At 38.0% G+C, this 23513-nt stretch carries 21 protein-coding genes; 12 read left to right on the top strand and 9 right to left on the bottom strand.

The window, feature by feature from the left end; all coding sequences use genetic code 11:
• Positions 1 to 7: 7 nt before the first annotated feature.
• Entirely contained in the window at positions 8 to 1888 is a 1881-nt protein-coding gene (mnmG, locus tag ACINWC141_RS12445; protein WP_009391708.1) for a tRNA uridine-5-carboxymethylaminomethyl(34) synthesis enzyme MnmG, read from the bottom strand.
• Between the two features lie 232 nt (positions 1889 to 2120).
• Between mnmG and ACINWC141_RS12440 the strand changes: the two genes are divergently transcribed.
• The 11 genes from ACINWC141_RS12440 to ACINWC141_RS12390 all read left to right on the top strand — a co-directional run bounded on the left by ACINWC141_RS12440 (position 2121) and on the right by ACINWC141_RS12390 (position 12654).
• Positions 2121 to 2414, top strand: coding sequence for a hypothetical protein (locus tag ACINWC141_RS12440; protein WP_009391745.1), 294 nt, complete (start codon positions 2121 to 2123; stop codon positions 2412 to 2414).
• A 154-nt stretch (positions 2415 to 2568) separates the two neighbouring features.
• Positions 2569 to 3474, top strand: coding sequence for a 50S ribosomal protein L11 methyltransferase (prmA, locus tag ACINWC141_RS12435; RefSeq protein WP_009391766.1), 906 nt, complete (start codon positions 2569 to 2571; stop codon positions 3472 to 3474).
• Between the two features lie 12 nt (positions 3475 to 3486).
• A complete protein-coding gene (locus ACINWC141_RS12430) occupies positions 3487 to 4332 on the top strand; it encodes a DUF3426 domain-containing protein (protein WP_009391765.1) in 846 nt (281 codons plus the stop codon).
• A 376-nt stretch (positions 4333 to 4708) separates the two neighbouring features.
• Entirely contained in the window at positions 4709 to 4978 is a 270-nt protein-coding gene (gene fis / locus ACINWC141_RS12425; protein WP_001086304.1) for a DNA-binding transcriptional regulator Fis, read from the top strand.
• An 85-nt stretch (positions 4979 to 5063) separates the two neighbouring features.
• A complete protein-coding gene (purH, locus tag ACINWC141_RS12420; protein ID WP_034678556.1) occupies positions 5064 to 6638 on the top strand; it encodes a bifunctional phosphoribosylaminoimidazolecarboxamide formyltransferase/IMP cyclohydrolase in 1575 nt (524 codons plus the stop codon).
• Between the two features lie 124 nt (positions 6639 to 6762).
• Positions 6763 to 8049, top strand: coding sequence for a phosphoribosylamine--glycine ligase (gene purD / locus ACINWC141_RS12415; protein WP_009391730.1), 1287 nt, complete (start codon positions 6763 to 6765; stop codon positions 8047 to 8049).
• 489 nt (positions 8050 to 8538) lie between these two features.
• Positions 8539 to 9411 carry a MetQ/NlpA family ABC transporter substrate-binding protein gene (locus ACINWC141_RS12410; RefSeq protein WP_009391686.1) on the top strand — a complete coding sequence of 291 codons (873 nt, stop codon included), beginning with the start codon at positions 8539 to 8541 and terminating at the stop codon, positions 9409 to 9411.
• Between the two features lie 76 nt (positions 9412 to 9487).
• The gene (locus ACINWC141_RS12405) at positions 9488 to 10513 is read left to right on the top strand and encodes a methionine ABC transporter ATP-binding protein (protein WP_009391712.1); all 1026 of its coding nucleotides are present in this window, start codon (positions 9488 to 9490) and stop codon (positions 10511 to 10513) included.
• Positions 10510 to 11205: a methionine ABC transporter permease gene (locus ACINWC141_RS12400; protein ID WP_009391782.1), complete on the top strand. Its 696-nt coding sequence runs from the start codon at positions 10510 to 10512 to the stop codon at positions 11203 to 11205. Before ACINWC141_RS12405 ends, ACINWC141_RS12400 begins: the two co-directional genes overlap by 4 nt.
• A 157-nt stretch (positions 11206 to 11362) precedes the next feature.
• Entirely contained in the window at positions 11363 to 12094 is a 732-nt protein-coding gene (gloB, locus tag ACINWC141_RS12395; protein WP_009391761.1) for a hydroxyacylglutathione hydrolase, read from the top strand.
• A gap of 356 nt (positions 12095 to 12450) precedes the next feature.
• A complete protein-coding gene (locus ACINWC141_RS12390; protein ID WP_002119766.1) occupies positions 12451 to 12654 on the top strand; it encodes a hypothetical protein in 204 nt (67 codons plus the stop codon).
• 166 nt (positions 12655 to 12820) lie between these two features.
• Here the strand turns inward: ACINWC141_RS12390 and ACINWC141_RS12385 are convergent, their stop codons facing one another.
• Together ACINWC141_RS12385 and ACINWC141_RS12380 are read right to left on the bottom strand one after the other, a co-directional pair.
• Positions 12821 to 14119 (bottom strand): dicarboxylate/amino acid:cation symporter, encoded by a 1299-nt coding sequence (locus ACINWC141_RS12385; RefSeq protein ID WP_009391753.1) that lies wholly within the window; start codon positions 14117 to 14119, stop codon positions 12821 to 12823.
• Between the two features lie 446 nt (positions 14120 to 14565).
• Complete coding sequence (locus ACINWC141_RS12380) at positions 14566 to 15138, bottom strand: TetR/AcrR family transcriptional regulator (RefSeq protein ID WP_009391713.1); 573 nt, start codon at positions 15136 to 15138, stop codon at positions 14566 to 14568.
• A 134-nt stretch (positions 15139 to 15272) separates the two neighbouring features.
• Between ACINWC141_RS12380 and ACINWC141_RS12375 the strand changes: the two genes are divergently transcribed.
• Positions 15273 to 16475, top strand: coding sequence for an MFS transporter (locus ACINWC141_RS12375; RefSeq protein ID WP_034678534.1), 1203 nt, complete (start codon positions 15273 to 15275; stop codon positions 16473 to 16475).
• Positions 16476 to 16514: 39 nt separating this feature from the next.
• On the opposite strand, the gene ACINWC141_RS12370 is transcribed toward ACINWC141_RS12375, so the two are convergent.
• The 6 genes from ACINWC141_RS12370 to ACINWC141_RS12345 all read right to left on the bottom strand — a co-directional run bounded on the left by ACINWC141_RS12370 (position 16515) and on the right by ACINWC141_RS12345 (position 23498).
• On the bottom strand, positions 16515 to 17666 hold the full coding sequence (locus ACINWC141_RS12370) for a sterol desaturase family protein (RefSeq protein WP_009391701.1): 1152 nt from the start codon (positions 17664 to 17666) through the stop codon (positions 16515 to 16517).
• A 147-nt stretch (positions 17667 to 17813) separates the two neighbouring features.
• Positions 17814 to 18704, bottom strand: coding sequence for a LysR family transcriptional regulator (locus ACINWC141_RS12365; RefSeq protein WP_009391740.1), 891 nt, complete (start codon positions 18702 to 18704; stop codon positions 17814 to 17816).
• Between the two features lie 86 nt (positions 18705 to 18790).
• A complete protein-coding gene (locus ACINWC141_RS12360; protein ID WP_009391670.1) occupies positions 18791 to 20146 on the bottom strand; it encodes an MFS transporter in 1356 nt (451 codons plus the stop codon).
• 42 nt (positions 20147 to 20188) lie between these two features.
• Positions 20189 to 21466, bottom strand: a complete 1278-nt coding sequence (gene salA, locus ACINWC141_RS12355) for a salicylate 1-monooxygenase (RefSeq protein ID WP_009391744.1) — start codon at positions 21464 to 21466, stop codon at positions 20189 to 20191.
• 177 nt (positions 21467 to 21643) lie between these two features.
• Positions 21644 to 23017, bottom strand: a complete 1374-nt coding sequence (locus ACINWC141_RS12350) for a PQQ-dependent sugar dehydrogenase (protein WP_009391817.1) — start codon at positions 23015 to 23017, stop codon at positions 21644 to 21646.
• Between the two features lie 70 nt (positions 23018 to 23087).
• On the bottom strand, positions 23088 to 23498 hold the full coding sequence (locus ACINWC141_RS12345) for a PH domain-containing protein (RefSeq protein WP_009391710.1): 411 nt from the start codon (positions 23496 to 23498) through the stop codon (positions 23088 to 23090).
• Positions 23499 to 23513: the final 15 nt, after the last annotated feature.

Below are 23513 nucleotides of genomic sequence, written 5' to 3'. Positions count from 1 at the left end.
TAAAAGACTAAGCTGTTTTCTTAATCATATTATTTTTACGAATTGTGATCATTACAAGCTGAACAGCTGCCGGTGTAACACCCGGAATACGGCTTGCTTGAGCTAATGTTTCCGGAAGAACCGTTTTTAATTTCTGGGTAATCTCACGTGATAAACCAGACACTACATCATAATTAAAATCGGCAGGAATTTTAGTTTCTTCAAGACGCTTTAACTGTGCCACATCTTCATGCTGACGGTTAATATAACCTTCGTATTTCACAGCAATCTCGATTTGCTCACCCACTTGCTCAGAAACTTCAGAGCCAGTAAGTTCTGCAATTTGACCAAAGTTAATATTAGGGCGTTTAAGTAAATCAATTGCGCTACATTCTTTACTTAAGTCAGCACCCGTCATTTCAACGAACTTTTTACCCATAGGGTTATTTGGGGCAGCCCATAAATGTTGTAAACGAGAGGTTTCACGCTCAACCGCTTCCATTTTTTCACAATAAGCAGCCCAACGTACATCATCAACCAAACCAAGTTCACGACCAATAGTCGTTAAACGTTGATCCGCATTGTCTTCACGTAACATCAAACGATATTCAGCACGTGAAGTAAACATACGGTATGGTTCTTTAGTACCCAAAGTAATAAGGTCGTCAACCAACACGCCCATGTATGCTTGGTCACGCTTAGGTGTCCACTCTTCTTGCTCCCACGCACGGCGTGCAGCATTTAAGCCAGCAAGTAAACCTTGAGCGCCTGCTTCTTCATAACCTGTCGTACCATTAATTTGGCCTGCAAAATACAGCCCATTAATCGCTTTAGTTTCGAGAGTAAATTTCAAAGCTTGTGGATTGAAATAGTCATATTCAATCGCATAGCCTGGACGCAAAATATGAGCATTTTCCATACCACGAATAGAACGAACTAGCTCAAACTGCACATCAAATGGAAGTGAAGTAGAAATACCATTTGGATAAAGCTCGTGCGTATCTAAACCTTCTGGTTCCAAAAATACTTGATGCGAGTCTTTATCAGCGAAACGGTGAATTTTATCTTCAATTGATGGACAGTAACGTGGGCCTACACCCTCAATAACACCGGTATACATTGGTGAACGGTCTAAACCACCACGAATAATGTCATGGGTTTTTTCATTTGTATGCGTGATATAGCAATTTACTTGTTCAGGGTGCATAGAAGCATCACCCATGAATGACATAACCGGAGATGGAAAATCGCCCGGCTGCGGAATCATGACTGAAAAATCAACTGAACGTGCATCAATACGTGGAGGTGTGCCCGTTTTTAAGCGCCCCACAGGTAGTTTTAATTCACGTAAACGCTGAGCAAGCGCAATAGAAGGAGGATCACCCGCACGACCACCGCTTGATTTTTCTAAACCAACGTGGATTACGCCACCCAAGAATGTACCTGTAGTCAACACGACAGTTTTAGCGTCAAAGCGAATACCCATTTGGGTAACGACACCTTTAACCGTATCACCTTCAACAATCAGGTCATCAGCAGCTTGCTGGAAAATATCAAGATTCGCTTGATTTTCCAAAGTATCGCGGATAGCAGCTTTATAACGAACGCGGTCCGCTTGAGCACGTGTTGCACGCACTGCTGCACCTTTACGCGAATTTAGAATACGGAACTGAATACCACCTTTATCGGCAGCTAAAGCCATTGCACCGCCAAGTGCATCAATTTCACGTACTAAATGTGACTTACCGATACCACCGATTGCAGGGTTACAACTCATTTGGCCCAAAGTCTCAATGTTATGGGTCAAAAGCAAAGTCTGTCGTCCCATACGCGCAGCAGCGAGGGCCGCTTCCGTACCTGCGTGACCGCCACCGATAACGATAACATCATAAACTTTAGGATAGTGCATGAGTACAAAAACACCAGAAAAAAAAGACGGAACATTATAGCAAAATTATCTGCTTATTGATGTACATAATTACAAAATTGTCTTCACATGATTTACGGTAAACCACATGTTTTGACATTTTGTTGCATGAATTCAATACAAAGTGAATGTTTTTAAAAAATTTTCATCTTAGAATAAAAAATGTACAGCACTTCTACGACTTTAAAATTAACGCAACGAGAAGGAACACAAAATGAAAACGACTCTGTTAAAAATCTTAACCGCATCTCTCCTTTGTTTTTCAGGCGTAACGTTGACCCAAGCTGCGACGACCCATACGGCTAAATCGACTCATACGACTAAATCAAGTAAAACAGCTAGTCATGCTGCAGATTCAGGCAAATCAGTGATGCAAAAAGAACTTAGAGCTTGTGTAAAAAAACAGCAAGGTGAATGGGTGTCATATAGCCATAATGGTGTAACCTTTAATGGTACTTGCGAACCAAACGAAAACGGTAAACTACAATTTAAAGCCCCGGCTCCTTAATCTGCTCCAATGTAGGGTATAGAAGAAATCATTATTTTCCGCTATATCTCATCAGTATTTTCAAAGACGGCTCATTAAAGATGGGCCGCTTTCTTTTTTAAAACTGTCCAGTCCGCTACAATACGCCTTTAAATAAAATTTTTAGGTCCTTTTCGTGAAGTGGTTACAAATACACATTACCGTTGATCAAGAACAAGTTGAGTTCACAGAAACACTTTTAATGTCTCTAGGTGCGGTAAGCGTAACTCTGGATGATGCTGAAGATCAGGCTTTACTTGAACCATTACCAGGTGAAACACCTTTATGGAATAAAGTAATTGTGACAGGCATTTATCAACAAGACGAACAAGACCCAATTGATGTCGACACTTTAGAAGCTTTCTTAAAAGCTCAACTTCCAGACGCTCCTATACGTCATGAAGAACTTGAAGATCAAGTATGGGAACGCGCATGGATGGATTATTACGAACCAATTCAAATTGGGGAAAAGTTCTGGATCGTACCTGAATGGTTAGAGCCACCAGAAGCTGATGCAACTAATATTAAGTTAGACCCAGGTCTTGCATTTGGTACAGGTAACCATGCAAGTACATTCTTATGCTTACAATGGCTAGGTAAAACTGACGTTAAAGATAAGATCGTTATTGACTATGGTTGTGGTTCAGGCATTTTAGGTGTAGCAGCATTATTATTAGGCGCTAAAAAAGTATATGCCACTGATATTGACCCTCAGGCTGTTTTAGCAACTAAACAAAATGCTGAACTTAATGGCGTATTAGATCGACTATATGTAGGTCTTCCTGAAGAATTTGATCAAGAATTCAAGCCACAACAGGCAGAAGTTTTAGTTGCAAACATTTTAGCGGGTCCTCTCATGGCTCTTGCGCCAGAGTTTGCAAATTTACTTAAATCTGAGGGTGAATTCGCACTTGCAGGTGTAATTGAAGAGCAAGTTGCTGATGTTTCACGTGTTTATTCTGAATTTTTTGATATATTAGATGTCGAAAAACGCGAAGAAAATTGGTGTCGCATTTCAGGAAAACGTAAAACAATAAATTGAGATTTTTAACTCATGAATGAAAAACAAACCCGCTGCCCTAAGTGCTTAACAGTCTATAAAGTATCTCTTACTCAATTAACTGTTGCTCAGGGTATGGTTTGTTGCCCTAAATGTGATTCGAACTTTAATGCACTCACCCATCTGATTAATATTGAACAGCCTGTTATGGTGAGCTCATCTACATTAGTTAACGGTTCAATGCAAACGAGATATATGACTCATTCTCATGTGTTAGATATCTTTGATCAAAAAGTTGAAAATTCGAATATTGATCTTTTAACCTATCTCAACAACTTAAATTATTTTCACAACGAACCCATTAATGCTCTACCAAATCTTAATTTAGCTGAACAAACATCCTCGCAGGAACAAGACAATAATAAAAAGCATAGTTGGCTGTACTATACGCTTTGGAGCTCCGCTAACCTTATTTTGATTTTAGTTTTTACTTTTCAAATTCTCTGGTTTAATCCTAAACTCATGCATGCAAGCCCAACCGTCAGCCATGCATTTAATTATGTTTGCCAAATACTGCATTGCAATAAATCAGCCGAACAATATCAACTTATTTATATAGAAAAGTTAAAACTCCGCAAAGTGGACACAAGTCATACACAATTTTCAGGCATCTTGCTTAATCAGAATGATAAAAGTATTGAACTTCCCAATCTAAAGTTGAGTTTTGGAACAGAGTCCAACAAAACAGAAGAAATTATATTAACTCCTCAACAATATCTTGTTGAAAACTTAAGAGGTATTCAACGTATTCCGTCTAACACCCCTTTCCGTTTCCAATTTGAGCTAAACAGAAGCAAAAAAAGCCTACTAAATTATCGATTAGAAATTGTCCACCCCTAAAATGTAAAAAAAGTGAAAAAAAAATAAAAAAAAATGCAGTTAATTTGCTCACTTTTTCCTAGACAATGGTATGATACGCGCCACGAAAGCTTTGACTCATATACTCCTCGCTCTCAATCCAAAAAAAATACTGTTAAGCATGTGTGCTTTTCTACTTTAAGCACATAGCCTAACTTTTTTTGTTTTTGAGGGAGCTGTAACAAATATTTAACTATTGTTACGCTTATTTTTTATTCAATACGAAGAAATATGGCAAGCTAATTGTTCTTATGTTTTAGAGTCACTGTTTTAGGATCTAAAACAGGGCTCCGTATTTTTAGACCACATTTATATACTACTTTATCCAAGCTAGTATTTGATTTTCGGATTAACTCGCATGAATAGCAAATCTCCTATTTTTACTGCACAATCTGATGTTGCTCTTCGCATCCACGTGGATCGCGCAGTTCGTCATTATTTTGCACAATTGCAAGGTGAGCAGCCATCTCAGGTATATGACATGGTGCTAGCAGAAATGGAGAAACCTCTTTTATCTGTAGTTCTTGAATATACACGTGGTAATCAAACCCGTGCTGCAGAGATTCTTGGACTCAACCGTGGCACTTTACGTAAAAAGTTAAAAGCTCACGGTTTGATGAGTGAATAAATGATAAAATGCTCACGACGTCGTGGGCATTTTTTTATGCTTATTGGTTTTAATCCGTAGACTTGAAATTGTTGAATTAAACATCATGACTATTAAACGTGCTTTGATTTCTGTATCTGACAAAACAGGAATTGTCGAATTTGCTCAAAACCTTGCAGCTCTAGGGGTAGAACTATTATCTACAGGCGGCACATACAAGTTGCTTAAAGATAATAATATCGCAGTGGTTGAAGTATCTGAACATACTGGCTTCCCAGAAATGATGGATGGTCGTGTTAAGACATTACATCCAAAAATTCATGGCGGTATTCTTGCTCGTCGTGGCTTAGATGAAGCAGTAATGGAAGAACACAACATCGATCCGATTGATCTGGTTGTTGTAAACCTTTATCCATTCGCTGCAACAGTTGCAAAACCTGACTGTACTCTTGCCGATGCAATCGAAAATATCGACATCGGTGGTCCTACAATGGTTCGCGCAGCTGCTAAAAACCATGCTTCTGTAGGTATTGTAGTAAATGCTTCAGATTACGACACCGTAATCAATGAATTAAAAACTGCTGGTTCACTTTCTTATGAAACACGTTTTGATTTAGCTGTTAAAGCATTTGAACATACTGCTCAATATGATGGCATGATTGCTTCTTACTTAGGCGCTCGCGTTGGTAAGACCGAAGGTGAAGCTGATTTATTCCCTCGTACGTTCAATACCCAATTGAACAAAGCACAAGATTTACGTTACGGTGAAAACCCACATCAATCTGCTGCATTCTATGTGGAAGCAAATGCAAAAGAAGCATCAGTTTCTACGGCAAAACAGTTACAAGGCAAAGAATTGTCTTATAACAATATTGCTGACACAGATGCTGCACTTGAATGTGTTAAGTCATTTGCAAAACCTGCTTGTGTGATTGTAAAACATGCTAACCCTTGTGGTGTTGCTGTTTCTTTAGATGGCATTAAAGCTGCTTACGATTTAGCTTATGCAACAGATCCTGAATCTGCTTTCGGTGGCATTATTGCATTTAACCGTGAGTTAGATGTTGCAACTGCTCAAGCAATCGTTGACCGTCAATTCGTTGAAGTGATTATTGCTCCAAGTATTGCTGATGGCGTGCTTGAAGTGACTGGCGCTAAGAAAAACGTACGTGTTTTAGTATGTGGCGAATTACCTGCGATTGATGCACGTGCACCACAACTTGACTACAAACGCGTTAATGGCGGTTTATTAGTTCAAGATCAAGATTTAGGTATGATTACTAAAGATGATCTTAAAGTAGTGACCAAATGCGCGCCAACTGAACAAGAAATTGATGACCTCATTTTTGCTTGGAAAGTTGCGAAATATGTAAAATCAAATGCCATTGTTTATGCGAAAAACCGCCAAACTATTGGTGTAGGTGCAGGTCAAATGAGCCGTGTTAACTCAGCTCGTATTGCTGCCATTAAAGCTGAACATGCTGGTTTGGTTGTTGAAGGCGCCGTAATGGCATCTGATGCATTCTTCCCGTTCCGCGACGGGATTGATAATGCTGCTAAAGCGGGCATTAAATGCATTATTCAACCAGGTGGTTCTATGCGTGATGAAGAAGTAATCGCAGCAGCTGATGAAGCTGGCATTGCAATGGTCTTCACTGGTATGCGCCATTTCCGCCACTAATTTAAATTTAGTCCTCCCTAACCCTCCTTTTATTCAGGAGGGTTTTCCACAATAATGGAGCTAACTCTCCACCTTGAGGGATAGAGGGGGATGAAAAGGATTAAAGTTAAGGAACAAATTAAAAATGAATATTTTAGTTTTAGGTAGTGGTGGTCGTGAACATGCTTTAGCATGGAAAATTGCGCAAGATACCAATGTCACTCAAGTTTTTGTTGCACCAGGTAATGCTGGAACTGCAACAGAAGACAAATGTGTGAATGTTCAACTTGATATTTTAGACAACTCAGCAATCATTGCTTTTGCTAAAGAAAATAATGTTGATCTTATTATTGTTGGTCCAGAAGCTCCATTAGTTAATGGTGTGGTAGATGCTGCACGTGAAGCAGGTTTAAAAATTTGGGGACCTACTCAATATGCAGCGCAGCTTGAAGGTTCAAAAGCATTTGCTAAGCATTTTTTAAAGCGTCACAACATTCCAACTGCTTTCTATGATGTTTTCACTGAAGTAGACGCGGCTAAAGCGTATGTTGAAAAAAATGGTGCGCCAATTGTAATTAAAGCTGATGGTCTTGCTGCTGGTAAAGGTGTAATCGTTGCAATGACCAACGAAGAAGCTTTTGCAGCAATTGATGACATGCTGGCAGGCAACAAATTTGGTGATGCTGGTTCACGCGTTGTAATTGAACAGTTCCTTGCAGGTGAAGAAGCTTCTTTCATTTGTATGATTGATGGTAAAAATATTTTACCAATGGCAACTTCACAAGATCACAAACGTATTTTTGAAGGCGATCAAGGACCTAACACCGGCGGTATGGGTGCTTACTCTCCTGCTCCGGTTGTAACTTCTGACATTTTCGAACGTGTTATGACTGAAATCATGCGTCCGACTGTTGATGGTATGGCTGCTGACGGACATGTTTATACCGGTTTCTTATATGCTGGCTTAATGATTGACGAGCAAGGTCAACCACGTGTGATCGAATTTAACTGTCGTTTTGGCGACCCTGAGACTCAACCGATCATGATGCGTTTAAAGTCATCTCTTGTTGAATTGGTAGAGGCTGGTATTGCTGGTAATTTACCAAAAGAAGCTGAGTGGGATGAGCGCAAGTCAATCGGTATTGTACTTGCAGCAGAAGGATATCCTGATAGCGTACGCAAAGGTGACGTAATTTCAGGTATCGGGCAATCTCCTGAAGATACCAAGATTTTCCATGCAGGCACTGCAACTCGTGAAGATGGTCACATCGTGACTTCTGGTGGTCGAGTTCTTTGTGTAACAGCATTGGGCGACAGCGTTCTTGAAGCACAAATTAATGCGCTAGAAGTATGTGGTCAAGTTACCTTTACGGGTATGCAATACCGTAGTGATATTGGCTACCGCGCAATTGCACGTGAAAAAGCTGAATAAAAAATCTTAATTTATAAAAAGCTCTCTTTCATAGAGGGCTTTTTTATTTCGATCTTACTTATTAGATAAATTTATTTAAATCTTATCTTTTATTCACTTCCAATTAATAAGATCGAAACATGTCCACTATATTGAATATGTTTTTATTGATATGATTGGTTAAACCGTTGGAACATTCCACCAAGTTAATGTGCTGCTAAACATCATCGCACATGGTCTAATTTCGTTAAGGATGATCGTAATTTTTTAATATTCAATACTTTTTAACATTGCTTAATGACTGATAATATTTGATAAAGCTGCTGTAAAAATAGTTTTATCAAGCTCAGATCAAAAATGCTAGAACAAGTATCTGAAGAATTAGAAAAGTACTGAAAGTTATAACTTTTAGCGTTGAAAACTTTGGAATGTTGCAATAGAACTCATTTCATTTCTCGTCGAGAACCAACTTGAACAGTTGATTTCTCTCATAATCAGGACTTTTTTTACATGAAAAAGCTGATCAGTCTTTTTTTAAGCGTGTCTGTGCTATTACTTGCAGCCTGCGGTAAACAGCAAAATGAACCACAAGCCGGAAAAGGTAGTGATTCATCACAACTGCAAACTGTAGTTATTGCTTCAACTGGCTCTGACGCTGATATCTGGCGTTATATTTCAACTCTACCGGAAACTAAAGCTGCTGGCATTAAGCTTGAAGTGAAAAATTTCACTGATTATGTGTCAATGAATACAGCTGTTGCAAATAAAGAAGTTGACTTAAATGCATTCCAGTCTTATGCATATTTAGTTGCTTTTAATGCATCTAACAAAGATAAAATTGCGCCAGTTTCTACCACTTATCTTGAACCAATGGGTATTTACTCTAGTAAACATAAGAAAGTAGATGAGTTCCCACAAGGCGCAAGTATTGCAATTCCTAATGATGCTGCAAATGAAGCTCGCGCATTATTGTTATTACAAAGTGCGGGCTTAATTAAGCTTAAGGCTGATTTCGATCCTGCTAAAGGCACTCCAAACGACATTATCGACAATAGTAAAAAAATTGATATCAAACCAATCCAAATGGCGACAGCTGTACGCGTAAAAGATGAAGTTGATGCAATTGTTTTAGGTAATACTTTGGCAATGGAAGGCGGTTTAAATGTGCTCAAAGATTCTATTTTCTATGAGCCAGTAGACAGTAGCACAAAACTCAACGTAAACATTCTTGCAACAGCGGAATCACGTAAAGATGACCCTACTCTTCAGAAGGTTGGTCAGCTATATCATACTGAAGCTGTAAAAAAATACGTTGAACAGCACTTTGGTGGTACAAAAGTTGACGTGAATCAGCCAATCAGCTACCTCACAGAAGCTAAATAGTAATATAATACCCGCAACGCGAAACAGGCAAAGTCTCTTTGCCTGTTTTTTCTTTTCAGCATAGTTTTTTGACGACATGATTCAATTTAAAAACATTTCAAAGCACTATCAGCTTAAAGGCCAAACCATACGTGCCCTGGACCAAATTAATTTGGAAATTCCAGAAGGTAGTATTTTTGGTATTATTGGCTATAGTGGTGCAGGTAAAAGTACTTTAATCCGCCTGATTAACTTACTTGAACGACCAAATGAAGGTCAGGTTATCATTAATCAAAAGGACTTCACTGCTTTGGATGCGCGTTCATTACGTCAGGAACGTGCAAATATTGGTATGATTTTTCAGCACTTCAATCTGCTACAAACCAAGACGGTTGCTGAAAATATCGAAATGCCAATGCGTCTACTAAATTACAATAAGGTAGAACGTGAAAAGCGCTTGAATGAGTTATTGGAGTTCATTGACCTTAAGCACAAAAAAGATGCTTATCCTGATGAACTTTCTGGCGGCCAAAAGCAACGTGTTGGTATTGCCCGTGCTTTGGCAAATCATCCAAAAATCCTTTTGTGTGATGAAGCAACCTCTGCCCTAGACCCTCAAACAACCAAGTCAGTTTTAGAGCTACTAAAGAAAATCAATCAAGAGCAAAAAATCACGATTGTTATGGTGACCCATGAGATGGATGTCATTGAAACTGTTTGTGATCATGTAGCTGTGATGGAAGCAGGTAAAGTCATTGAACAAGGTTCAACGATTGATATCTTTAGTAAACCTCAACATCCGACAACTAAAAACTTCATTCAAACTGTTTTACATCAACAGTTACCTGTGAATATTTTAAACCAGCTCGAAAACCAGCATCATCATAGTATTTACTGTTTACAGTTTTTAGGACGTTCTGCTCAAGAACCTGTCATTCAGTCACTGATTAAACAATTCGATATTAGCTTAAATATCTTATTTGCTAACATGACTGAAATTAATGGCACCGTTATTGGTCAAATGTTTGTGCAGCTTTTAGGTGATCCTCTGCTAATTAAGCAGGCTATTGAGTTTTTAGAACAAAATGAAGTGGGTGTAGTTCAATCAGGAGATCAAGTATGAGAGATTTAATCGTACAGTGGTTAACTGAACTCACTCAACCTTTCTGGCATAGTTCTCTTTCTATTGATCAGTTCGTTACCGCTTTGCAAGAAACCTTTCATATGGTTTTCTTCGCACTTTTGTTTGGTGGTATTTGGGGGTTCATTCAGGGAATTATTTTATTAGTTACCCGTCCAGAAGGCATTTTGCCCAATAAAGTGATTTATCATTTACTTAATCCAATTGTAAATGCTTTACGCTCTCTTCCTTTTATCATTTTACTTATTGCAGTGATTCCTCTTACTAAGCTATTAGTAGGCACTTCAATTGGTACGTGGGCAGCTATTGTTCCATTAACTATTTATGTTGGGCCATATATGGGACGTCTTATTGAGACTTCCTTGCTTGAAGTAAATGAAGGAATTATTGAATCTGCTCAGGCGATGGGTGCTACCCCTTGGCAAATTATCTCTCGCTTTGTTTTGCCTGAAGCACGCAGTTCACTCATCTTAAACCTTACTACAGCGACAATCAGTCTTATTGGTGCAACTGCCATGGCTGGTGCAGTTGGTGCAGGCGGTATTGGTGATTTAGCGATTTCTTATGGCTATCAACGTTTTGATACGAGCGTTGTGATTTTAACAGTGATTGTTCTACTGCTCTTAGTACAGATTGTACAGACGCTAGGCAACTGGCTCGCGAAAGTACGTTAAATCATCGACTATAAGAAGCTCCCTACACGGGGGCTTTTTTGTTTTATATAAACCAGTTTCATAAAATGGTGAAGTACGTGGGTTAATACCATTTTCTGTTATGATCAAAATCAGTGATTATTTATTTACTCTTTGGATTTGGTTTTAGGATAAAACAATGCGTTACAGAATTCATTTTATTGATGTGCAAAATGCCCTCCAAAACTATATCTGGATTTTAGAAGATACTGAAACTCAAGAAGCTGTTGCAGTTGACCCAACCGAAGCAGAGCTGGTAACTCAATTTTGTCAGAGTCATCAGTTAACCTTAAAACAAATCTGGCTCACCCATTGGCATAAAGATCATATAGGTGGTGTGGCGGACTTAACGGCTACGCAAAATATTACTGTGTATGGCCCACGTGATGAACTCACAAAAATTCCGGGAATTACTCACCCTTTACAACATGACGATCATTTAAAATTTAATGATTTAAAAGTCGAGATTATCGCAACCCCAGGTCATACCTTAGGGCATATTGTCTATTTTATTGAAGAATTAGAAGCTGTATTTTGCGGCGATACTTTATTTGCAATGGGATGTGGTCGACTATTTGAAGGCACAGCCGAACAAATGTATCACTCACTGAGCCGCTTAGCAGCACTACCAACCCATACAAAAGTTTATTGTACACATGAATACACGCTTTCAAACGCTGAATTTGCCTTAACGGTGGAACCGCATAACCATGCCTTATCAAAACGTGCTGAAGAAGTCCATGAGCTACGTAAACAAAAATTAATCACATTACCGAGCACTATTGAGCTTGAATTAGCAACCAACCCTTTTCTTCGCGCGGAAAGTGTTGAAGATTTTGCTCACCTACGCGCCCTTAAAGATAATTTCTAAAATTCAGCTTTTAAAGAAGATACAGTTTCATTTTAAAAACTGTATCTTTTTGCTTACTCCCTGTTGCCTGTAATTATTTTTTACATTTACTCTATTTTTTATTTATTCATTATTTAAAAAAATTCATCAAATTTATAATTTTCAAAATCACTTACCCAAACAGTGCTTTACATAAAAATTTATTATTTTTTAATTACATAACACAATCAAAATTTCATAAAAATGAAATCTTTTATTTCTTTATCTTACTTTTTTTACAAGTTGCAAAATAAAACAAAGTTTTGCCCCTTTAAAAAATCTAATTAAAACCCTATTAATAAATAAGATGTAATGCCACGGATAGAAGGAGTTCTCACGTGAAAAAGGTTGTTAAAGCTAAAAATTTGATTGCGTTTCGTATTTGGTTAGAAAAGTTAGGATATTCAGTTAAAAATCTTGCTGACGGGAAAGGTTTTACTTTTAGTTTTAAAAAAGAATATGGTTTGGTGACCTGTGATTTAGCAGGTAATTCATTAGCTATGCAATTAGGTGAAGAATTTGAGGATCACTTAAAAGCATAATTTTTTACAACCCGATTTTAATTACAGTAGTATCTTTCCTACAAGAAAGTAATGTTGCAGAACTTTAGAATGGCTTAGTTAAAATATATTTTTTCGATATTAAACAAAAAATCTGTAGCTGGGCAACTCTCCCAAATTGCCTTTAGCTACAGATTTTTTTATAAGGTTAATCTGCTTTATGGTTCTTTAATGCTTTATCCAGAAGATCTTTATCTAAAGCTTTATCCCAACGCGCCACAACAATTGTTGCACATGCATTACCCACTAAATTTGTTAAAGCGCGGCATTCAGACATAAAACGGTCGATACCCAGAATTAAAGCCATACCCGCGACAGGAACAGCTGGCACAACTGATAGAGTTGCAGCCAGAGTAATAAAGCCTGCACCAGTCACCCCTGCTGCACCTTTAGAACTTACCATTGCAACTAAAAGCAATGCGATTTGTTCACTAATTGATAAATCTACATTACAGGCTTGGGCAATAAATAGAGCCGCCATTGTCATATAAATATTTGTCCCATCTAGGTTAAATGAATAACCTGTTGGAATGACCAAACCTACAACTGATTTTTCACACCCCGCTTTTTGCATTTTGTCCATTAATGATGGCAAAGCTGCTTCAGAAGAACTTGTCCCTAAAACCAACCAAAGCTCATCTTTGATATAACGAATTAAATGAATAATTGAAAAGCCGTTATAACGAGCGACTGCACCTAAAACAACTAAGATAAATAACACAGCAGTAATATAGAACGTCATGATCAACAGCAATAAATTACCAATTGATTCGATTCCATATGCACCGATTGTAAAAGCCATTGCACCAAAAGCACCAATTGGGGCAAGCTTCATTAACATACCGACCAAGTAGAAAACTGGAGCTGTTAAGTTATTTAAGAAATCGGTAATTGGACGTGCTCTGTCACCCAAAGCAGCTAAAGAAATACCAAATAGCACCGCTACAAATAACACCTGTAAAATCTCGCCACCAGCCAAAGGACTGACCAATGTTTGCGGGATAATATTCATGAAGAAATCAGTAATATTTGTTGCATGCGCCTTTTCAACATAAGTATTTACTTTGTCGTTGACTAAGGTAGCAGGATCAATATTAAGGCCTTTACCCGGTTGGATAATATTTGCCACAATCATACCAACCACAAGAGCCAAGCTTGAGAAGGTCAGAAAATAGAGCATAGCCTTACCAGTGACACGGCCAACTCGGCTCATGTTTGTCATACTGGCAATGCCTGTAACAACAGTTAGAAAGATGACGGGAGCAATAATCATTTTAACAATCTTGATGAATGCATCACCAAGCGGTTTTAAACTTTCGCCAAGTTCTGGGTAAAAATGACCAATTAAAATGCCCAAAATAATTGCAAAAATGACCTGTACATACAAAATTTGGTGAAATTTCTGTTTTTTCTGTACCGTTTCTTGGTCAAGGGTATTGAAATCCATTATCTAAATACCTTTTCGATGGGGATAAAAAAATAAAATATAAAGCAAGCACCACAAGCTGCTTTAACAAGGAAAAGCCATTGTAAAGAATAAAAAACACCCTGTGTTATAAATTTAAAAAATGACAAATTCAGAAATCATGCATTAAATTGTATAGAATCAATTTTATTTTTAGTTTTTAAATGTCATAAAAACAGATTTATATTTAAATAAGTTACTATTTATATTAATATTTTAGATAACAAATACTCATAAAACCCTCCTTAAGAGTGTTAGAAGCCAACTCAAGGCAATCATTTATTAAATAAATGATTTTATAGAAAACATATTAAATATAAATTATGAAAATTTAATTTAAAAATAATAAGAAAAATTGATATATAATTTTTTAACAAGAGAAAGTGTCTATTTCTTGTTAAAAAATTACACTAATAAGCTGTGATAAATTAATTCAAATTAGGATGGGCCTTAAATAACCGCTCCAATAAAATTTGGACATAGTCTAAGCTTAATGTACGATCAGTGAATAAGATTCGAAATAGCATAGGTGCAATAACAGCTTCGATAATCTCTTGATTTTCTATAGTTAATTCATTACGCGCCTTAGCTCTGGCTTGAATAATATCAAGTTGTTGAATGATTAAAGTTTCGCACTTTCGAGCGTTTGAAGATTCAGTTGCATATAGCAAATCTCGTAGCAATGTTTGCCCTACTTCAGAAGAGTATTCTTCGAAATATTGTTCGATCCATGTCGTGATATCAAGTTGAAATGAGCCTAAATCTTTTGGCTCCATATCGGGTTTCAGTTCATTAAGGGCGACATCTGAAAATAACTGATTGATGTCTCCCCAACGGCGATAAATTGTAGAAGGCGTTACTCCTGCTTCATCAGCAATCATAGGTATAGTGATTTGGCTTTGTTCACATGTTTTTTGAAGCTCTTTGACTGCTTGATGTACCGCAGTTTGAATTCTTTCACTACGGCCGCCCGGTCGTAACCCAGTAACAACTTTTGCCATTAATCAGCTCTACTTCAATAAAAAACAATTAAAATATAATTTGTATATACAAAATACACTAAAGCTAAGGATTTGCTTTAGTACAAAAATAATGTATAAAAGCTAAATATTCGCTTTTATGTTATTCATCTTATATGAACAATTCAAGTTCTAAAGGGTCTGGATCTGTTTTTCGATTAGATTCAAGAATTGCGTTGACCTTAAACACGGTTACGCTCATGACCTTTATGGCCGCATCCAGCTCTCCTACTCCTCTATATCGCTTGTATCAACAAGCATGGAATTTTTCGCCTGTTACATTAACCTTAATTTTTGCAACCTACGCATTTACCTTACTTGCCTCTTTACTCATTATTGGTTCTTTATCGGATTATATTGGACGTCGGCCTGTCATTCTTTCGGCGATTTTTCTTCAAATTATTTCAATGAGCTTTTTCCTTTTTGCCTCAGATGTTTCTATGCTATTCATTGCGCGTGGTCTACAAGGCATTGCGACTGGACTTGCCGTTTCTGCCATAGGCGCCGCCATCTTAGATTTCAGCAAGCTTCAAGGATCTCTGATTAATAGTATTGCTCCAATGGTTGGCATGGCAGCTGGCATTTTTATTACCTGTCTTATTCTGCAATTCTCATCACAACCTTTACATCTGGTTTTTGAACTCTTATGTGTTCTCTTTACATTTCAACTCATTTTAAGTTTTTTTAATCCTGAAACTGTACAAAAAAGATCGGGTGCGCTTGCTTCTTTAAAACCCAACATGGCCATTCCTCATCAGGCAAGAAGTGCTTTATTCAGTATTAGTCCTATTAATATTGCGCTTTGGATGGTCAGTGGTTTTTTCTTATCACTGATGCCATCTTTGCTGGCAAAAATTTTTCAGACATCTTCGGCTTGGCTAAACGGTATTATGTTTATGGCTCTCGCCCTTTCAGGTGCAGCAGGAATTCTGACACTTAGAAAATCTACAAATTTTCGTATTTTGCTGACGGGCACCTTATCCATCATTATTGGCGCAACCGTTTTATTTTTAGCGATTAATTTTACAAGTGCGGCTGTTTTATTTATAGGTTCTATTATTACTGGAGTGGGTTTTGGTACAGCTTTTATGGGAGCAATCCGCACAGTCATGCCCCTAGCTTTACCCGAAGAACGTGCAGGTCTTATGGCCGCATTTTTTGTTGAAAGCTATTTAGCTTTTAGCATTCCGGCAATTCTTGCAGGCTATTTTGTGGGTAAAATTGGACTTATGAACAGTGCCAATATTTATATGAGTTTAATTATTAGCCTTGCTCTGATTGCCCTTGTAATGATTTTTAAAAATATTAAAAGCAAATAATGTTTTAAAAAAATAGCCTCCATCGAGGCTATTTTTATTTTACTGATCACGCCAAGGTTTTAAAAAACGTTTTACATACTTTTTAAAAGGCCAAGTAAACTGTTTTATAAAACTATTTGGGATTTTATAACCCACCGTCCCATATACGCTCGCCAAATGACTTGGCATATAGACGGTTTTAAAAATGACATCATAGAGTGGAATAAAAGCAGCGTAATTTTTATCAATAGCAGGTTTTTCTGAGGAATGATGCCAATGGTGGAATTCTGGTGTTGCGATAATCCAGCGCAAATATGGAAAACGAAAACGCACATTAGAATGGATAAAAATAGCGTGAAACGAAATAAAAATTAAATAAGCAAAAACAGCTGAAGTATGAAAACCTAATAGGAAAATCGGTAAAGTCGCAATAAAACGAGTCATTAGCACTTCTATGACATGTAAACGAGAAGATGCTAACCAATCCATATATTCAGTCGAATGATGAATCGCATGAAAACGCCATAAGAAATTAACTTCATGCATAGCACGATGTAGCCAATAGACCGTAAAGTCGACCACAATCAGTAGCTCAATAAATTGCAGCCAAATCGGCTGAGCTTGTACATAAGGCACAATCGGATTATCAGGTAGATGGGTAATCCAATATTGAATCGGCATGACCGTTAAAAAGCTGAATAATTGGATTCCAACATGGCTGACCATGAAATATTTCATATCGGTCACCCAGCCCACTCTTAATATTTTTTGTTCAGGATTTTTAGCAAAAAAACCTTCAAGCGGAATAAAAACAAACGCTAAAATGAATAAGGTCAGTACAAAATAATCGATACCTGCATAAAACGGTACACTGGGTAAAACGGGTGCTTTAATTACACCACAGCCCAAAACTGCTGCTACAAGTGAAAAACATAGCCCGTAGAATCCATATCGGTTTTGACGAATAATTGCACTAAATGCACCAAAACCAGCACTAATCACAATGCCAGTGATCAGGCCATAATAAAAAAGATTATAGTGTTTTGCGTAAAGAGGACGAAGTTCCGGTGTCGTTAATATGCTGGGAAATAAAAAACATAATGCACCAAATAAACAAAGTAAGCTGAGTGACATTGAAATAAAGGCACTGATTTTCCCTAAACCTGCGTTAAGTTCTAAATTTTCAAATTTTGCTCTTAATTGATCGGTCATAATTCGTATCAACAGTTCTTATTGTGTATGCCGCGAATGCTATCAAAATTTAATAATAAATTGGAAAGAACTTTAACTTCTCAGATCAAGCTCATTCATCTGAAAATGAAATTTTAAATATAACTTTCAACACAGATATTAATGGTTTTATAGAACTTCAAATATTTGACCAACAGATTGAATCAACCATTTTCTGGCAATAATATCATCACTACGATTAAACCAATTTAAGCTCACTTTAAAAGAATCCATAGCAAAAGGTAATTCAAACATTTGAACATTACCATGCGCTAAATAATGTCGTGCTGCTCTCGACGGTAATGTCACCAACATATCTGAACTCTGCAAAACGCCCTGCAAAACACTAAAATGAGGAACCTCTAATCGAATACGTCTCTTCAAATCCATTGTTTTTAAATATTGCTCAACTTGGATATGCCCTGTCGATGACTTGATGGCAACATGATCTTCTTGCAAATATTGTTCTAACGTCAGTTGCTGTTGTAGCCTTGGATGGTCAGCTCTGGCAATACATACATATCTTTCTTCAAATAAAGTACGCGTTTCTATTTTAGGCATTATGGTCTGCGTACTATTAAATACGGCTAGATCTAAAAAACCATCAATGAGCCACTGTTCAACCTTAGACGACTGAATCTCTTCAATCTCAATTTGAATATAGGGTGCTGTTTTTTGCAAAAAAGCCATCAGACTGGGTAAGAGGCAAATTTCCCCTGCATCTGACAGTCCAATGCGAAAAGTTTTATTTGAATTTTCAGGATGAAATTCCTGTGCTTGAGCAATTGCTGACTCAATATTAAAAATTGCTTGATGAAAAATTGGATAAAGCTCATGTGCAACTTTTGTCGGTTCGACCCCACCTCTGCTTCGGGTAAACAACTCGTCATTTAACTGACGGCGTAACCGGTTCAAATTATAAGTCACAGAAGGCTGACTCAAATTTAATTTATCGGCAGCTTTACTAATGTGACGAGACTCATAAATACAGACAAAAACTTTAATCAAACCTAAATCCATGGTTCTGATCCTTTAAATACTCTAAACAAAGACGTTAACTTCCTTGTTTAGAGTGTAGTTCCTTTTGTGGGAATAAAAATACTTAACTATGGAGACATGCTTGAATTCAATATGACCTGTTTGGTTCGGCTACAAATACTTATGGCAACGACGCTTAAAGTTGCCAGCACACAAGGAATGGCTAAAGCGATAAAATTATATTCAATGGGTAGATGTAAACTTAAAAGCCAGCCACATAAAATCGGGCCTAAAATAGCGCCAATACGCCCCACACCCAAAGCCATACCAATGCCAGTGCTGCGAATGGGCGACGGATAAAACTGGGCCATATAGGCTAACAATAAAATTTGCCCACCTATAGATGCCGCGCCTGCCACGGCAATACAGAGATATAAAATAACCATGGGTAAAGCATAACTCAGCAAGTAAAGTGAAATTGCACCCGCTAAGAAGAGTGAACAAATGACCTTGCCTAGGTGAAAACGATCAGCAAAGTACCCTCCACCGATTGCACCCAACATCCCGCCTAAGTTTAGCGCCAATAAAAAGACCAGACTGGTTGATAAATCATATCCCGCCTCGACCATGAGTTTTGGTATCCAGTTACCGAGCGCATACACCATCAGTAAAGCCATAAATACACTCAGCCAGAAAAACACAGTGACTAAAGCGCGATTCTCGGTAAAAAGAGCAACCAAAGGTCGAGCTACAGTTTGTTGATTTTCTTGATGTAATACGATGCTCGTATGATCAGCTATGTTTTGTTCTGGTGCTAACTGTTGAAGTAAATGACGTACCTCATTCCATTTTTTTTGGCGAACCAGATAATCAATTGATTCGGGTAAAAATTTCCAAATAATAGGTAATGAAATGAGAGGAATACCTGCCAAAATAAACATGATTTGCCAACCAAATTTAGGAACCAACCACATGCCTAAAAGTGCTGAGCTCATACCACCAATCGCATAGCCACTAAACATGAGCGATACCAAAGTTGATCGTAATTTCTTTGGGGCAAATTCGGTCATTATGGCAATAACATTTGGCATGACACCGCCCAAACCTAGGCCAGCAATAAAACGATAGATGGCAAATTCTTTAGGGCTATTGGCAAAACCGCATAACACGGTAAAACCGCTAAAAATGAGCACGCAAAGCATAATTAAACGTTTACGGCTAAACCCATAGGACTCTAATTTATCTGCCAAACTCCCGAAAATCATGGCACCAAACATCATGCCAAATAACGCAACGCTACCGAGCAATCCAGCAGTCATACTATCTAACTGCCAGTGCTGCATGAGCTTGGGTAATGCAACACCATAAATGACGAGGTCATAACCATCAAAAATAATAATGAGTGCACTCAGCAAGATCACCCGCCAATGTAAGGGTGTTAATCTTGCATCATCAATCAATTGATTTGCATTTAGTTTTTCCATAATTGCTTTCCTTAGCAAATTGTGTGTAAAACAAAAATTTATTTAAATGGTTGCCATTCCTAATTGATGTAATTGGCGCTGTGCATCTACAACATCCTGCTCTAGATCGTGTTGCCATAACCAGTCAAAACGATGTTCAAGATGTTCGCCAATTGCGGCAAATGTTGGGTATTGAGCTGAATAACATTCATAAATTTCGCCAGACTCACGAGAAGTTTGTTGAGTGCGGCAAGCGCGTTTTAAACGCAACTTTTCATAGATGGCAGACACATCGGTTAACTGCTCTGCTTGTAAGTTTTTGGTCGCCAATAAGGCTGCAATGATTAATGCATCTTCGAGACCTTGCCCTGCTCCAGCCCCTTGGTGAGGTAACATGGCATGTGCAGCGTCGCCCATGACAATGACATGACCAGAAGCACTTTGATAAGTTGAAAGCTCTTCAATTTCATGTAAGGCCCAAATGGTAGGCTGTTCAATTAAACCGAGTAATGTTTGGCAGCTTTCACTCCAGTCTGAAAAATCGGAAAGCATTTGAGCTTTATCGACAGGCTTAGTCCACGGTGTATCGGCTGGTAGTACTGTATCTTCGCGGTTTGAGCAGAAAGCAACGATATTAATTTGCTCTCCCTTACGAATTGGGAACGTTAAAATATGTTTGTCTTTACCCAATAACATTTGGGGAATATCTGCTAAATCTGTATCGCCATTTACTTGTTGCAAAGCTTCTTTAAATGAAGCGTGCGAAATAATGCCACGATATGCCCAAGTTCCTGAAAAACGTGGATGAACTGGTGGCAAATGATGAGTAGCTAAAACATATTGACGAGCAACAGAGCGAATACCGTCAGCACCAATCAAATAGTCACACTCGTGCCGACTACCATCATTAAAGTGCAAAATTACCTGATCGTTTTGTTCTTCAATTGCTTCAAGGCGTTTAGAAAAATGGACATTTTGCGTAGGCATGTGAGGAATAATGGCATCTAGAAAATCTGCACGGTGAACCGAAGATTGCCCTACACCTGTAGCAATAGATGCAGATAAATATTCATCGGTATAACCATTGCGCCATTGGAACCAAACATCTTGAAACGGTGCACTCACCTTATCTGCAATGGCGTGATATTCTTTAGCTAAACCTAATAATTCAATGGCTTTGACTGCATTAGCACCAAAAGAAATCCCAGCCCCAATTTCAGAAAACTGAGGTGCAGATTCAAACATTTGTACATCTAAATGAGCATGTTTACTTAAATTACTTGCTAAAGCCAGACCAGCAATACCACCACCAACCACGGCAATTCGAATATGTGTATTCATGTGTTTGATCCTTAAACATCATTATCGTTTTCACATATTCATTCTTGAGAAGTTGGCTTATAAAGTCCAATTAGTATTTTTTTTGTTCAATTATTTAAAAATTAAATAATAGCCTCTTGGACGGGCCTCTATAAAACTTAAAGGCCGCCCATGCTAATTAATGATCATTAATACACTTTATGGCGTGCCTGGCGGGGTTCCAATAGCACGTTTCATAGGAGCTTCATAAGTCGTCTCGGCAATGGGTGAGACACGCCAAATAGTATTACCCACATCATCTGCGACTAGCACTGCCCCAGAAAAGTCTACTGCCACTCCTACAGGACGCCCATAAGCTTTGCCTTTGTCACTTAGGAATCCAGTCAAAATATCTTGAGGTGGCCCAGAGGGTTGACCACTTCTAAATGGTACAAAAACGACTTTATAACCGCTGTGAGGCTTACGGTTCCAAGAACCATGCTGACCAATGAATGCACCACCTCGGAATTGCGGCATGAGTTCAGCTGCATAAAATGTAAGGCCTAAAGAGGCAGTGTGATTGCCCAGTGCATAATCAGGTTTAATGGCACGTGCGACCAGTTCAGGATTTTGTGGTTTTACTCGCACATCCACATGTTGACCATAGTAGCTATAAGGCCAGCCATAAAAACCGCCATCTTGAACTGACGTCATATAGTCAGGGACTAAGTCGCTGCCAATTTCATCGCGCTCATTTACAACTGTCCAAAGTTTTCCGCTTTGAGGCTGCCAAGCCATACCATTTGGATTACGTAATCCAGTTGCAAATGGACGAGACTGACCGCTCGCAATATCGTATTCCATAATTTGTGCACGGCCTTTTTCTTTATCTAGACCATTTTCAGCAACATTACTATTGGAGCCGACCGTAATATATAGTTTAGTTCCTTCAGGATTTGCAATTACATTTTTGGTCCAGTGATGATTCAAAGGCCCGCCCGGTAAGTCCAATACTTTGGTTCCACTTGCACTAATTTGTGTTTCACCCTCTTGATAAGGAAAACGTACAAGTGCATCCGTATTGGCGATATATAAGTTATTACCCACCAATGCCATGCCAAATGGGGAATTCAAGTTTTTGAGAAATACCGTTTTTTGGTCGGCAACTCCATCTCCGTTAGTGTCACGAAGCAAACTAATACGGTTAGCACTCGGATGAGATGAACCTGCTCTTTTCATCACTAAATTCATTATTTTACCTTTAATCCCCTTACCATCATCTGGCTTAGGGGGTGCATCGGTTTCAGCAACCAATACATCTCCATTAGGTAAAACATGTAACCATCGTGGATGCTCAAGGCCTTGTGCAAATGCCTTTACCTTCAAACCTTCTGCTGGTTTTGGCATAACACCACTTGGCCATCCTTCAGCGGGTGCGATATTTACGGTTGGAAATAAACTTGATTTAGGCTCAGGCAATTTTGGTTCGGGACCATAACTTTCTGCAATAGAATATTGAGCAGATGAGGTACATCCCGTTAATGCCATTAAAACCGTAGTGCTTAAAATAGGCAGTAAAAAGCGTGTGGACATGGCTTATCTCCATTTCTTTTTTGTCATAATGGAGATAGCGTAGTTTATGTGTGCAATTAAACAAGCAACTTTAATATGGTCTTTTGTTTATTGCTTGAAAAAAACCTTCTTTATCTTTTGGTGAAATCATGACCGAATTCATGCTCCCATTTTTAAAATAATAAATTTTTAGTCTATCTAATGACAGTGCTGGTGAAGAAAGTGGGTTATGAGTTTCTTCAATTTTAGTAATATCATCAATATTGATTTTCCAGCGAAACACTATACTTTTAATGATTAATTTATTCTGATCTATAACATAATAAGTATTAAATACAGGCAACCAAATTAGAAAAATAATAACGCTATAAATGGCTAAGTAACTAAAATTAGATGCTAAAGAATCAGTATGATGAGCTTTATAAATTTTTGAGATTATACTTACTGTAACAACGATCAGGATTAATAAAAGCCACCAATCAATTTTTGAGGTAAATTTCAAAATGAATTCTCCTTT

Origin of the sequence: Acinetobacter sp. WC-141 (genome assembly GCF_000313935.1) — a bacterium.
In the GTDB taxonomy this organism is placed as follows: Bacteria; Pseudomonadota; Gammaproteobacteria; order Pseudomonadales; family Moraxellaceae; genus Acinetobacter.
The sequence above is the reverse complement of the archived record's forward strand: the minus strand, read 5'-3'. Positions and strand labels throughout refer to the sequence as shown.